Genomic DNA, 12890 nt, shown 5'->3' with positions numbered 1-12890 from the left:
GTCATGTGCGGATCAAATCCAACACATGACTTCACTTTCTGGAGCTACTGGTCAGACTCGAACTGACGACCTGCGCATTACGAATGCGCTGCTCTACCAACTGAGCCACAGTAGCACTTTTCACCGACTAAAGTATTATACTAAATAAACCCAGAATCGTCAAGTCCATTTTAATAAAAGCTTAAACTTTCGCAAATCTGTGAATAATAATCACGAAACTTATAACAGGCAAAAGAATGAATATATAATCGAATTAAGTTAGAAATCAATATTTACTTGGATAATATGTATTAAAAGGCGGAATTGCAATTGATGAAGATTCGCATTAATGAAAGGCTGCGCGAATTGCGTATCAAAAGCGGCTATACCCAGAATCAGATTGCCAAGATACTGAATATAGACCGTTCGACTTATTCTTATTATGAAATCGGCAAAACCATGCCGGACGTTTCTGCCCTGATGATTCTTGCAAAGGTATTTAATATCTCAATCAATGAGCTTTTAGAGGATGAATCCCGCCCGCATTCGGTTGCTGACAGCGGAATCCGGTCGGACTATGTTCACGGCAAAAAAAATTCCAGCCATATTTATGAACTGTCGCCACAGGAAAAAGAACTGGTCGGGCTTTTCAGAGCTTACCCGGACGACCAGAAAACGAGCCTGCTATTAAACCTGAAAGACCGCCTGAAAAATTCAAAAGACTCCGAATGATAACATCCCCGCTGCACGGCAGCGGGTTTTTGTTTTATATCCTGTTTTTCTCTCCTTTGCACAAACGCCATTCTGTGGTAAAATAATCAAAAAGAGGCAGGGGGCGCTTCAAGTGGCTTTTGATGCTTTTACCGCCGGAATCGAACCCGGCGGATTGAGGTCAAAAAACGAAATCAGAATTTTGATCTGCTATTTGCTTGACAGCGTTGGAGCCGCGCTGTCGAAAGCCGATATGATCAACATTATGCAGGACAACGCGCTTGCAAATTATTTTGAAGTAGCGGACGCCATTGCAGAAATGTCGGAAAAAGGGATTTTATGCAGTGACTCCGGCCGGCCGGACTTCTATACTCTTGGAAGCAGCGGAAAAATCATCGCCAAACAGCTGGATACCGCGCTGCCGCCTTCCGTCCGGCAGAAAGCCGCGGGCGCCGCAATCCGTCTGCTTGCCGATGCAAAACGCGAGCGCGAAAACCGCGTGGAGTTTATAAAATTCGACCGGGGATATCACGTGGTCTGCCATATTTCCGGCGGTGACATGGATTTAATGAATATTACCCTTTACGTGCCGGACCTTTATCAGGCCAATATGGTAAAAGAAAATTTCCACCGCTCGCCTGAAACTGTTTACCGGATGCTGCTGGCTCTTGTTACGGGCCGTAATGATATTGCCGCGGGTTTGATCCCTCCGGAGGAAAAGAATCATTAATCGTACGCTGCAATTTGTCTTTTTTGACACAGTAACCGGGAGTAAATATAACTATTTTTGTGTGGTTTTTATTGCCATTTTTGTGCTTTTATATAATTTTAACAAAGAATAACATTTCATGTGTTCTATTTTTGCTATGATTTTTTATATGGAACAAAAAATTTGAATTCTTTCTTGTTAATAATGATTGTTGAATCTTAACACCCGTTGCGTTACAATTTATTCACAATTAATTAATATTGGAGGGAGTTCAAATGATAACCTTTTTCGTAGCCTTGGTGCTCTTGATTGTTGGTTACCTGACCTACGGCAAGGTAGTAGACAAAGTGTATCAGCCTTATCAGGCGCCAACGCCTTGCGTAAAACACCCTGACGGCGTTGACTACATACCTCTTTCAACTCCACGGGCTTTCCTGATCCAACTGCTGAACATCGCGGGACTCGGCCCGATTTTCGGCGCTCTTTCCGGTGCTCTTTGGGGCCCGGTCGTGTATTTCTGGATCGTTCTTGGTTCCATTTTTGCGGGCGGCGTGCACGACTACACCAGCGGTATTCTTTCCATCCGCAACGACGGTGCCTCCATTTCGGAAATCGTCGGGATTTATCTTGGCAAAGTCATGCTTCAGGTGATGAGGGTTTTTTCGGTCATCCTTCTTGTGCTGATCGGCGCTACCTTCACAAGCGGTCCTGCCGGCTTAATTGCCATGCTGACCCCTGCGGCCCTAGGCAAAAATTTCTGGCTTGTGGTTTTGATCATTTATTATTTCACCGCGACGCTCTTCCCGATCGACAAGATTATCGGCAAACTGTATCCGATTTTCGGCATTCTGCTCATTATCATGTGCATCGGCGTCGGCGGCGGAACTTTGATTGAACGCACCGCAAGCATGCCTGAAATGCAGCTGGCTAATCTTCATCCGGCAGGCACTCCGATCTGGTCCATGATGTTTATCACCGTAGCCTGCGGCGCATGCTCCGGGTTCCATTCCACACAGTCTCCTTTAATCGCCCGCTGCGTCAGCGACGAAAAAGAAGCGCGTAAGATTTTTTACGGCGCAATGATTTCCGAAGGCGTCATTGCTCTGATCTGGGCGGCTGCCGGTATGTCTTTCTACAACGGCGGCACACAGGGACTTTATGACGCACTGAAAGCTATCAACAATAACCAGTCCCAGATGGTTTACAATATCGGTAAGGGTCTGCTTGGCCCTGTCGGCGTTGTTCTTACGGTTCTCGGCGTCGGTATTTGCCCGATTACTTCCGCGGACACGGCATTCCGCAGTGCAAGGCTTACAATCGCGGACTGGTTCCATATCGACCAGACTAAAATTCCGAAACGCCTGGCTATTACCATCCCGCTGCTGGGAGTTGGCGCGATTTTGACTCAGATGAACTTCTCCGTAATCTGGAGATATTTCTCCTTCTCCAACCAGACTCTTGCCATGATCGTCCTTTGGGCAGGCGCAGCTTATCTCTGCAAGTGGAAAAAGTCTTCTATGGTATCGCTCATGGCGGCTGTTCCCGCAACATTTATGTCTGCCGTGACCAGCACATACTTTGTCATGGCTCCTGAATGCCTGCATCTTTCCACTTCCATCGCCTATCCGGTCGGCATTATCTTTGCAATTATCTGTGTGGTGGTTTATGTCGTCAAGGGTATCCTTCCCAATTACAAAAATATTGATGATGCTCCAAAAGTTGCGAAAGCGTAATATCAATACTTTCTTCAGACGGGCGGCTCGGAAAATTTCCGAGCCGCTTTTCTTGTGTATCAAATATAACCGGCTTCGCCGGTGGTATTTGATACACAAGAAAATAGGCTGCCGGAAATCCCGGCAGCCTATCTTAAAATGAGATTCAGCAAAAGAAGCATTGTGACCCCCGAAATTCCGGCAGCGCCTGAAACGCCAAGCGTTAAAGGACTGATCGGAAGGATCACTCCTGTAAAACATCCTGTCAGATCGACAACGGCAAGAGCGCATAACCCAGTTAAAACACCTCCGATCGCCTTTCGAACCGGGCGTTCTGCCTTTACGATCACCTGAATCACGACCAGCAATGCAAATACGCCGAGCGCGCAGGCGATCGCCGTAAAATCCTGCAATTTTACACCTCCGCTTCTTATTTCTGGAAGGAAGCGCAGTTAACACCCTTCTGTTTCGCCAGTTTGAGCAAATAACGATACCGGGATTTTAATTCTTCCCGTTGATAGATGCACGCATCAATCAGATTCTCGTCGGATTCCGTTTGAAACCAGCATTCGTTATATGCCAACTTGCGGGAAACGTCTCGGATTGAATCAATGATCTGCTGTTGATCCAGACCGTTTTGTACCTCCTCACAGTCCGTGGTGTGCTGCAATAGCTTTAATACCGATTCCATACTAACAATTCCGCCTTCCGGTTTCATACTTATGTCAGTAGGATGGGCATTTATTCCATTTTTTATGCAGTATAGGGAGTCAACACCAAATTAATCCGGATTTTCACAAGGAATAAAATCAATACGGCCTCCGGCGACATCCGCAGCCGCAACCTGAATTCGCAACGGCTGCCCAATCGTCAGCTTATGTCCGGTATTTCGGTCAACCTGAGTGATCATGCCGTCAAATTGATACGCGGCGTTCTGAAAGCTGTCCACCGGCACAAAGCCTTCCACAGTATTGGCAAGCTCCACAAAGATGCCGCGCTGAGTTACCCCGCTGATCACGCCGTCGTAAATTTCACCAATGTGCTGACCGGCATACTCAGCCATATAGCAGTCTTCCGTATCCCGTTCCGCCGCCATTGCGCGCACTTCGGCATTCGAGGATGCTTTTGCGGCGCCGGCCGCAAAATTTTGGAAGCGGCTGATTTGAGAAGCATCCTTGCCCAGCAGCAGTGCCGTCAGGATACGGTGAATCGCGAGGTCCGGATATCTTCGAATTGGGGAGGTAAAATGGCAGTAATCCTCCAACGCAAGCCCAAAATGCCCGATCGGCTGCGAATCGTAACGTGCTTTTGCCATTGTTCGAAGCAGCTGATGCGAAATAATTTTCTGAATCGGGGTATCCTTGGCCTGGTCCAGCACGGCTGCGAAATCGGCGGCTGTGAGCTCCCCTTTTTTCTTCAGGGTTCGTGAATTCAAGCCTACCGCCTCGACCAGTTGGATCAGCGTCTGTACCCGTTCCGGGTCAGGCTGTTCATGAACCCGGTACACAAATGGGATTCCCTTTGATTTCGCCAGTTTCGCCGCAGCCTGATTTGCCGTAATCATCAACTGCTCAATCATCTGTTCCGCTTCTCCGCTTTTACGGGGACGAACGTCCACACAGACTCCCTTTTCATCCAAAGTAAACTCGGACTCCGTGCTTTCTATATCAAAAGACCCGTTTTCTCCCGAACGTTTCTTCAGAATTTCCGCAAGCTCTTTCGCCGCATGTAAAGAACGGATCACCGGAGAGTATTTCTTTTTCAGCTCTCGGCCTGCCTGACCGGAAAACAGCTGGTTCACTTCTGAGTATACACCGCGAACGCGGGAGCAAATCACGCTCTTTCGAAAGCGGTAGGATAAAATCTCTCCCCGCGAGCTTAGGTCGATGATCGCGGAAAAGGTCAGTTTATCCTCCCCAGCATTTAAGGAACACGCCCCGTTGGAAAGCTCCTCCGGCAGCATCGGAACGACCCGGTCGGCGAAATAAACGGATGTTCCGCGCTCGAACGCCTCCTGGTCCAGAGCGCCGCCTTCCCGCACATAGTGGGAAACATCCGCAATGTGAACGCCAAGCCGAAAGCCTTTTTGCGTTTTGCTGACAGAGACGGCATCGTCCAGATCTTTTGCGCCGGCGCCGTCTATGGTGCAGATCGCAAGCTTTCTCAGGTCCAGTCTTCCTTTCAGGTCCTTTTCGGAAATGCCGGCCGAAGATGCACGTTTCGCCTCTTCCAGTATTTCCTTTTCGAACTTCGTGCGAATTCCGTATTGATCCAGTATCGCGTCCGCGCAAATTTTCGCGCTGTTCGATTTTCCGTAAATCTTAACGATTTCAGCCTGGAGCTCGGAAGAATTCTTTTGCCTGCTGATCTTCGCCTGCACTTTATCGCCGTTTTTCGCATTGCGGGGCACGTTCTGAACGACCCGGATCGGATAGCGGATTGCGTCGTCCGGAACCATTTCGCACGTTCCTCTTCCTTTGTTGAGGGTTCCTGTGATGATCCGGCTGCTCTTTTCAGAAATGGAGTCGACTTCTCCGCTGGGCCCTTTCGGACTCTGTCTGATTCGATAAAGCCGTACTTTGTCCTTGATAAATGCACTTTTCAGATGATCGGCATGGATAAAAATATCATTCCCGCCGCTCTCCGGCCGGGCAAAAGCAAAGCCTTTTGAAAGCGAGACAATGGTTGCGTCAACGGTTGATTTTTCTCTTACTTTACGGATTCTCCGACTCTTGCTGAGAGTAATTTTGCCCTCTTTCTCCAGTTCTTCCAGGGCTTTATAATAATCGTTTTTATTTGCTTTGACTCGTTTCAGCAAGTCGCGCGACGAGATACTCTGAGAAATTTTATTTAAACATTTTATAATTTTATCTTTTGTTTCTTCCAAATTATTTCCTCCGGTCAATCATTTCATAATAATTATCATTTCCCAAAAGTACGGCGATTAACAGAAAACAGATGTCGTCATCTTATTCCCAATCATCGAGTAAAATGAGAAACGCCCCGCTTTTGCCAAGCGGGGCGAAATTGCATCTGTTTAAGCTACAAAGAATAAATAAGCATTAATTGCAATAACAAGCAAAAAGAAACCGATCGCAATAACTTTCGTCCAGCGGGCCAGAAAGGCGTCTACCGACCGCGCCTTGTTTTTCGTCAGGAATGTATCCGCACCGCCGGTGACAACACCGACGTTTTGCTCATGGCCTTCCTGCAGTAATACGACGATTGTTATCGCAACGGAAAAAAGCATTAGCACTATTCCTAATATAATCTCGGCGACTGACATAAAATACCTCCAAAATCTTTACAATTCCTTATTTAAAATGGTATCACAAACAGAGTCCGTTTGCAAGGGGTGTTCCGGATATCTTTTGAAAAACAGACAGAAAAATGAATAATGGCCCTCAAATCAGGAAACTCTATGTCATGGACAAAGAAAAGTGTTTACGTTTCGGTTTGCGTTTGCCGCTCGAATTGTCCCACCGCTGAAAAGCTATTGGTTTTTCAGCGGCGTTTTTTATTTCACAGAGTCATCTGTTCGCCCTGGGTATCTTCCGCAGCGGGCATGGAGCCGGCTGCCGGAATCGTTTTACGGTAACGGTCCGGCTTTTGCAGGGACCCTTCCCGGTACGGGTCCGCGCGGAGCAGTCTGGCGCTCCGTTTAAGCGTCATGACCGCCACGCCCTGGGTCGATCTGGTTGTTTTGCTCTGGATTGCGCCCGAATGCAACAACAGCATTCTGCCCTGAGAAGATACCAGCAGAAATTCCCGGTCCTCTTCGACCTTTGTACAGGATACCAGAGGACTTTTATCGCTGTAGGCATTTACCAGCCTGCGTCGGTTTGTTTTTGTTTCATAAGAAGTAAGATCAACCTTGGACGCCTTGCCGTTTTCATAAAAAAACATCATAAAACCGGCATAATCCGTCGTGACCGCAAGATAAACCGGCGTTTCGCCGTCCTCCATCCCGAGCCTTGCCGGGATATATTCGCCTAACACGCTTGCTTTCATATCCGGAAAATCAGAGGCTTTCGCCTTATAAACGGAACACCGGTTCGTAAAAAACAGCAGCTCGGCCGAGTTTGTGCTTTCAATATGCTGGCCGACCTCGTCGCCTTCCTTTAATTTTTGCTCTCCGCCCATCCGCAGCGAAAGCGGTGTGATCTTCTTAAAGTAGCCGTCTTTCGTCAGAAACAGGTTAACCGGGTAATCAGGAATCTCTTCCTCGTCATATTCCTCGATCTCGCCCGGATAAATCAGTTCGGACCGCCGTGGTTTTCCGTACTTTTCCGCCACCTGATTCAGCTCGTTGCATATAATTTTGCGGATTTCCGCTTCGCTGCCCAATATTTTTTGCAGCTTTGCAATCTCAAGCTCCAGCTGCGCCGTTTCTTCGGTCCGTTTCATAATGTATTCGCGGTTCAGATGGCGCAGCTTTATTTCGGCAACATACTCGGCCTGTGTGCGGTCAATGCCAAACCCGATCATCAGATTGGGAACTACTTCCTCTTCCCCTTCGGTCGAACGGACAATGGCCACCGCCTTATCAATATCAAGCAGAATTGCCTGAAGTCCTTTGAGCAGATGCAGCTTTTCCTGCTTCTTTTTCAGGTCGTATTCCGTCCTGCGGCGAACACACTTGACCCGGAATTTGCTCCATTCGTTCAGCAGTTCCCGAACGCCCATGACGCGCGGCGTTCCATTGACAAGGACGTTGAAGTTGCAGGAAAAGCTGTCCTCCAGCGGCGTCATTTTAAACAGGCGCAGCATCAGCTTATCCGGGTCTGTTCCCCGTTTCAGGTCGATGGTGATTTTCAGGCCGTCAAGACCCGTTTCATCTCGGATGTCTGAAATTTCCTTCACTTTTCCCTGCCGGACCAAGTCAACGACCTTTTCGACGATTACTTCCACCGTCGCGGTAGGAGGAATCTCCACCACGTCGATACAGTTTGCATCCGCGTCATAGCGATATCGTGACCGAACCCGAATGGAGCCGCGGCCCGTTTCATAAATTTTTTTCAGAGTGTCCCGGTTCATCAGAATCTGCCCGCCGCCCGGGAAATCCGGCGCAAGCAGCGTAGAGAAGATATCGTGCTGCTGGTTTTTCAGCAGAGCCGCTGTTGTTTTGCAGACTTCCGCCAGATTGAACGGACAGATAGAGCTTGCCATACCGACGGCGATCCCCGTGTTTGCGTTGACAAGCACGGTTGGAAAGGTTGCCGGCAACAGTGTGGGCTCCTTCATAGTCCTGTCGTAATTGTCGACAAAATCAACGGTATCGCGGTCAATATCGCGGAACAGCTCTTCGCAGAGGTTGTCCAGCCGGGCCTCCGTATAACGGGAGGCCGCGTAAGCCATGTCACGGGAATAAAACTTGCCGAAATTGCCTTTGGAATCCACATAAGGGTGAAGCAGGGCCTCATACCCCCGGCTCAGGCGCACCATCGTATCATAAATCGGAGCGTCGCCGTGCGGATTCAAACGCATGGTCTGACCGACGATATTGGCGCTCTTGGTCCTGCCAGGCCCCAGCAGACCCATTTTATACATGGTATAAAGCAATTTTCGATGCGACGGCTTAAAGCCGTCTATTTCGGGAATTGCTCGGGAAAGGATGACGCTCATGGCATAGGGCATGTAATTCTTCTCAAGCGTATCCGTGATTCTTTCTTCAACAGTTTCGCCCGCGCGATTGATCACGCCGTGCGCACCGGTTCCGCGGACGGGTTCTTTCCTCTTTTTTGGCATGTGTTCTGCCGCACCACCATTTCGTTGGGATTTAATCAAGCACTCAGCTTAAATCCGATGTATCAATGTATTGAGAGCCGTTTTGAGCGATAAAATCTTTTCTGCCCTCCAGATTGTCGCCCAAAAGAAGGTCAAACACTCTGCTCGTCTGCTCCGCCTCATCCGGAAGCACTTTAATCAACCGGCGTGTCGCCGGATTCATGGTCGTAAGGTTCATCATATCCGGCTCATTTTCACCCAAGCCCTTCGACCGCTGAATGGAAAATTTCTGACCTTTCAGCTTTTCCGAAAATTCTTCTTTCTCACGTTCCGTGAAAGCAAAATAGGTTTCATTTTTAGCCTGAATCTCATAGAGAGGCGATTCCGCGATAAAGACCTTGCCCTCCTCAATCAGCGCGGGTGTCAACCGGTACAGCATGGTCAGAAGAAGCGTACGAATCTGATATCCGTCCACGTCGGCGTCGGTGCAAAGAATGATTTTGGCCCACCGCAGAAGCTTGATATTAAAGGAGGAAAGCTCCCGGTTGGCTTTCGACTTCACCTGAACCCCGCAGCCCAACACCTTAATTAAATCCGTTATGATCTCACTTTTAAAGATTTTATCGTAATCGGCCTTCAGGCAGTTCAATATTTTGCCGCGGATCGGCATGATCGCTTGAAAATTCGGATCGCGGGCCTGCTTGCATGCGCCGAGAGCGGAATCGCCCTCCACGATAAATATTTCACGTTCGCCGGTATCCCGGCTGCGGCAGTCGACAAATTTCGCGACCCGGTTCGTTAAATCCAGACTGCTGGTCAGCTTCTTTTTCAGGTTCAGCCTTGTTTTTTCCGCGTCCTCGCGGCTGCGCTTGTTGATGAGCACCTGCGCCGCGATTTTTTCCGCGTCGGCGGGATTCTCAATAAAATAAACTTCAAGCTGATGGCGAAGCATTTCGACCATGGCTTCCTGAATTCCTTTGTTCGTAATCGCTTTTTTCGTCTGATTTTCATAGGACGTGCGGTTGGAAAAGGAGGAGATAATCAGGATCAGGCAGTCCTCGACGTCCGCGAAATTAATCTTACTCTCATTCTTATTGTACTTATTGTTCTGTTTAAGATAGGAATCAATCTGATAAACAAACGCATTCCGGGCGGCTTTATCCGGGGAACCGCCGTGTTCCAGCCAGCTGGAATTGTGGTAGTATTCAATTAAGCGGTTGCGGTTGGAAAAAGCAACCGCAACGTTTATTTTCACTTTATACTCCGGCTTGTCCGACCGGTCGCGCACCATGCGTTCCGACTGCCAGAACTGAACCGGAGTCAGGGCGTCGTTCCCTGCGATTTCCCCCGCGTAATCCGCAATTCCGTTTTCATAGAGAAATGTGGTTGTATCAAAACCGGTTTCGGTCTGGCTGCGGAACAGGAATGTGATTCCTTCATTGACGATTGCCTGACGCTTGAGCATATCCATGTAGTATTCGACGGGCACGTCGATATCCGTAAACACCTGCAAGTCAGGCTTCCAGCGAAAACGGGAGCCGGTGTCTTTCCCCTTGTATTCTTCCTTTTGCAGTCCGCCGATATTTTCGCCGTGTTCAAAATGCAGCCTATAACGAAAACCGTCCCGGCGAATATCCGCATCCATATATTCGGAGGCATACTGCGTGGCGCAGAGGCCGAGGCCGTTTAAGCCCAGCGAATACTCATAGCTCTCGTCCTCGCTGTTGTTATATTTCCCTCCGGCGTAAAGCTCGCAAAAAGCAAGTTCCCAGTTATAGCGCTTTTCATTCGGGTTGTAATCTACCGGACAGCCGCGCCCATGGTCTTCCACTTCCACCGATCGGTCCATGTACCTGGTGACTGTAATTTGTTTTCCGAAGCCCTCTCGCGCTTCGTCAATCGCATTTGACAAAATTTCAAATATGGAATGTTCGCATCCTTCGATTCCATCCGAACCAAAAATCACGGCCGGACGCCGCCGAACGCGATCAGCGCCCTTCAGAGAAGAAATGCTTTCATTTCCATAGGCCTGTTTTCGTGCCATTCAGGGGCCTCCCTAAGATTGTATTTTCATGAACTTATTTCCAATTTTTTAAGAGGCAGTCAAAAGGGGAATGCAGCTACATTCCCCTTGATTTTTATTGACCTTTTCAGCCGGCCTCTCCGACCATATGCCCGGCAGAAGCGCCGGGTGTGATTCCATCCTGCGGAGACGGTTCGGGGTCACCCTTCATCATCTTTGCAAATTCTTCTCCGCTCATCTTTTCGTTTTCAAACAGATATTTTGAAACTTCATGGAGTTTTTCCATATGGGATCTGAGAATGTCTTCCGTCTTGTTATAGGCCTCCGTCATCAGGCGTTTAATTTCGTGGTCGATCGCGGAAGAGGTATCCTCCGAGTAATTCCGGATATGTCCCATATCCCGCCCGAGGAAAGGCTCGCCTTCATCCTGTCCGTAGGTGATGGGACCAAGCTCGTCCGACATCCCGTATTTTGTCACCATACTGCGCGCCAGTTTGGTTGCGCGTTCAATGTCGTTGGAGGCGCCGGTCGAAATATCGTCGAGTGTAAGCGCTTCCGAAACACGGCCTCCAAGCATGACAACAAGGTCTTCTTCCATTTCCTTGCGGGAACGGTAAGCGCGGTCTTCCGCCGGAATCTGCATCGTATAGCCGCCTGCCATACCGCGCGGAATAATGGAAATCTGATGCACAGGGTCCTGTGTGGGGCAATAAAATGTTGCCACCGCATGACCCGCTTCATGATAAGCTGTAATTTTCTTTTCTTTATCGGTCATGACATGGCTCTTCTTTTCGGTGCCGACCACAACCTTGATCGTGGCCTCCTCAATTTCATCCATGGTGATGGCCTTCAGGCTTTTTCTCGCCGCAAGCAGCGCGGATTCATTGAGCAGGTTTTCGAGGTCCGCTCCGGTAAATCCGGCGGTGGATTTCGCGATGGTTTTCAGGTCGACGTCCGGGGCAACCGGCTTGCCGCGCGCATGGACCTTCAGGATTGCCTCGCGGCCCTTGATATCCGGGTAACCGACCATGATCTGGCGGTCGAAACGGCCGGGACGCATCAGCGCCGGATCAAGAATATCGGGGCGGTTTGTCGCGGCGATCATGATCACGCCCTCATTCGCGCCGAATCCGTCCATCTCAACCAGCAGTTGGTTCAGCGTCTGCTCACGTTCGTCGTGGCCGCCGCCGAGACCCGCGCCGCGCTGGCGTCCCACGGCGTCGATTTCATCAATAAAAATGATACAGGGCGAATTTTTCTTTGCCTGATCGAACAGGTCGCGTACGCGCGACGCGCCGACGCCGACAAACATTTCCACAAAATCGGAACCCGAAATGGAGAAGAACGGGACGCCCGCTTCTCCCGCGACCGCACGGGCAAGCAGGGTTTTACCGGTACCCGGAGGGCCCACGAGCAGCACGCCTTTCGGAATGCGGGCGCCCAGCTCGTTGTACTTGCGGGGATTCTTCAGGAATTCCACGATCTCCTGAAGTTCTTCCTTTTCCTCGTCCGCTCCGGCAACATCGGCAAATGTGGTCTTCCGCTTTTCGTCAGCCATCTGCTTGATTTTCGCCTTGCCGAAATTCATCTGCTTACCGGCGTCGCCCATGGAGGTGTTCAGGCGTTTCATCATGAACCACCAGAACAAAAGCATCACGGCCAGCGTCAGCAGCATCGGCAGCAGACTGGACAGCCATGTGGTTTCAGCCGGCCTCTTCCAGTTAAAGGTCATCCGGGCATTCGGGTGCTCCGAATTGTATTGCTCCACATAAGGACGGATATCTTCGACCATTTGTGCGGTGCTCGGCGCAACATAAGAAATCTGAGTTTTGTCCTTCAGATGGATAATCATTTCGCCGCTGCCAAGATCAAGGGAATAATCCGTAACCTTTTGGTCCTCAAAGTAATACAGAATCTCAGAATAATTATAGGTTTTATCAGAATGATTGTTTAAAACCATTGCAAGCAAAACCAGCAGCAGGATCGGTATGCCCAAAAACATGGCAATATTTTTTACGGTCTTTCTGTT

At 49.3% G+C, this 12890-nt stretch carries 10 protein-coding genes and 1 tRNA gene; 3 read left to right on the top strand and 8 right to left on the bottom strand.

The window, feature by feature from the left end; genetic code table 11:
• Window positions 1-39 precede the first annotated feature (39 nt).
• A tRNA-Thr gene (locus CAFE_RS18150) sits at window positions 40-115 on the bottom strand.
• A gap of 197 nt (window positions 116-312) precedes the next feature.
• Here CAFE_RS18150 and CAFE_RS18145 point away from each other — a divergent pair.
• The 3 genes from CAFE_RS18145 (at window position 313) to CAFE_RS18135 (ending at window position 3132) form a co-directional block, all read left to right on the top strand.
• Window positions 313-711, top strand: coding sequence for a helix-turn-helix transcriptional regulator (locus CAFE_RS18145; protein ID WP_066644061.1), 399 nt, complete (start codon window positions 313-315; stop codon window positions 709-711).
• A 112-nt stretch (window positions 712-823) separates the two neighbouring features.
• Window positions 824-1420, top strand: a complete 597-nt coding sequence (locus CAFE_RS18140) for a DUF4364 family protein (RefSeq protein ID WP_066644060.1) — start codon at window positions 824-826, stop codon at window positions 1418-1420.
• Window positions 1421-1674: 254 nt separating this feature from the next.
• Complete coding sequence (locus CAFE_RS18135) at window positions 1675-3132, top strand: carbon starvation CstA family protein (RefSeq protein WP_066644059.1); 1458 nt, start codon at window positions 1675-1677, stop codon at window positions 3130-3132.
• Between the two features lie 128 nt (window positions 3133-3260).
• On the opposite strand, the gene CAFE_RS18130 is transcribed toward CAFE_RS18135, so the two are convergent.
• The 7 genes from CAFE_RS18130 to ftsH form a co-directional block, all read right to left on the bottom strand.
• Window positions 3261-3524, bottom strand: a complete 264-nt coding sequence (locus tag CAFE_RS18130; protein ID WP_066644058.1) for a pro-sigmaK processing inhibitor BofA family protein — start codon at window positions 3522-3524, stop codon at window positions 3261-3263.
• Window positions 3525-3541: 17 nt separating this feature from the next.
• Window positions 3542-3802 carry a DUF2508 family protein gene (locus CAFE_RS18125; RefSeq protein WP_156991397.1) on the bottom strand — a complete coding sequence of 87 codons (261 nt, stop codon included), beginning with the start codon at window positions 3800-3802 and terminating at the stop codon, window positions 3542-3544.
• A 90-nt stretch (window positions 3803-3892) separates the two neighbouring features.
• A complete protein-coding gene (rnr, locus tag CAFE_RS18120) occupies window positions 3893-5998 on the bottom strand; it encodes a ribonuclease R (RefSeq protein ID WP_066644056.1) in 2106 nt (701 codons plus the stop codon).
• A 150-nt stretch (window positions 5999-6148) separates the two neighbouring features.
• Window positions 6149-6397 (bottom strand): preprotein translocase subunit SecG, encoded by a 249-nt coding sequence (gene secG, locus CAFE_RS18115; RefSeq protein ID WP_066644055.1) that lies wholly within the window; start codon window positions 6395-6397, stop codon window positions 6149-6151.
• A 236-nt stretch (window positions 6398-6633) separates the two neighbouring features.
• Window positions 6634-8859, bottom strand: a complete 2226-nt coding sequence (locus CAFE_RS18110) for a DNA gyrase/topoisomerase IV subunit A (RefSeq protein ID WP_066644054.1) — start codon at window positions 8857-8859, stop codon at window positions 6634-6636.
• A 43-nt stretch (window positions 8860-8902) separates the two neighbouring features.
• Complete coding sequence (locus CAFE_RS18105; RefSeq protein ID WP_156991396.1) at window positions 8903-10882, bottom strand: DNA gyrase/topoisomerase IV subunit B; 1980 nt, start codon at window positions 10880-10882, stop codon at window positions 8903-8905.
• 106 nt (window positions 10883-10988) lie between these two features.
• Complete coding sequence (ftsH, locus tag CAFE_RS18100; protein WP_175391672.1) at window positions 10989-12863, bottom strand: ATP-dependent zinc metalloprotease FtsH; 1875 nt, start codon at window positions 12861-12863, stop codon at window positions 10989-10991.
• Between the last annotated feature and the right edge of the window lie 27 nt (window positions 12864-12890).

The organism is Caproicibacter fermentans (assembly GCF_009746625.1).
GTDB lineage: Bacteria > Bacillota > Clostridia > Oscillospirales > Acutalibacteraceae > Caproicibacter > Caproicibacter fermentans.
The sequence above is the reverse complement of the archived record's forward strand: the minus strand, read 5'-3'. Positions and strand labels throughout refer to the sequence as shown.

Bases quoted from the DNA above. Each gene is read 5' to 3' on its own strand.
- CAFE_RS18135 (WP_066644059.1), top strand. From the start codon at position 1,675: ATGATAACCTTTTTCGTAGCCTTGGTGCTCTTGATTGTTGGTTACCTG.
- CAFE_RS18105 (WP_156991396.1), bottom strand. From the start codon at position 10,882: ATGGCACGAAAACAGGCCTATGGAAATGAAAGCATTTCTTCTCTGAAG.
- secG (WP_066644055.1), bottom strand. From the start codon at position 6,397: ATGTCAGTCGCCGAGATTATATTAGGAATAGTGCTAATGCTTTTTTCC.
- CAFE_RS18125 (WP_156991397.1), bottom strand. From the start codon at position 3,802: ATGGAATCGGTATTAAAGCTATTGCAGCACACCACGGACTGTGAGGAG.
- ftsH (WP_175391672.1), bottom strand. From the start codon at position 12,863: ATGTTTTTGGGCATACCGATCCTGCTGCTGGTTTTGCTTGCAATGGTT.
- CAFE_RS18145 (WP_066644061.1), top strand. From the start codon at position 313: ATGAAGATTCGCATTAATGAAAGGCTGCGCGAATTGCGTATCAAAAGC.
- CAFE_RS18110 (WP_066644054.1), bottom strand. From the start codon at position 8,859: ATGCCAAAAAAGAGGAAAGAACCCGTCCGCGGAACCGGTGCGCACGGC.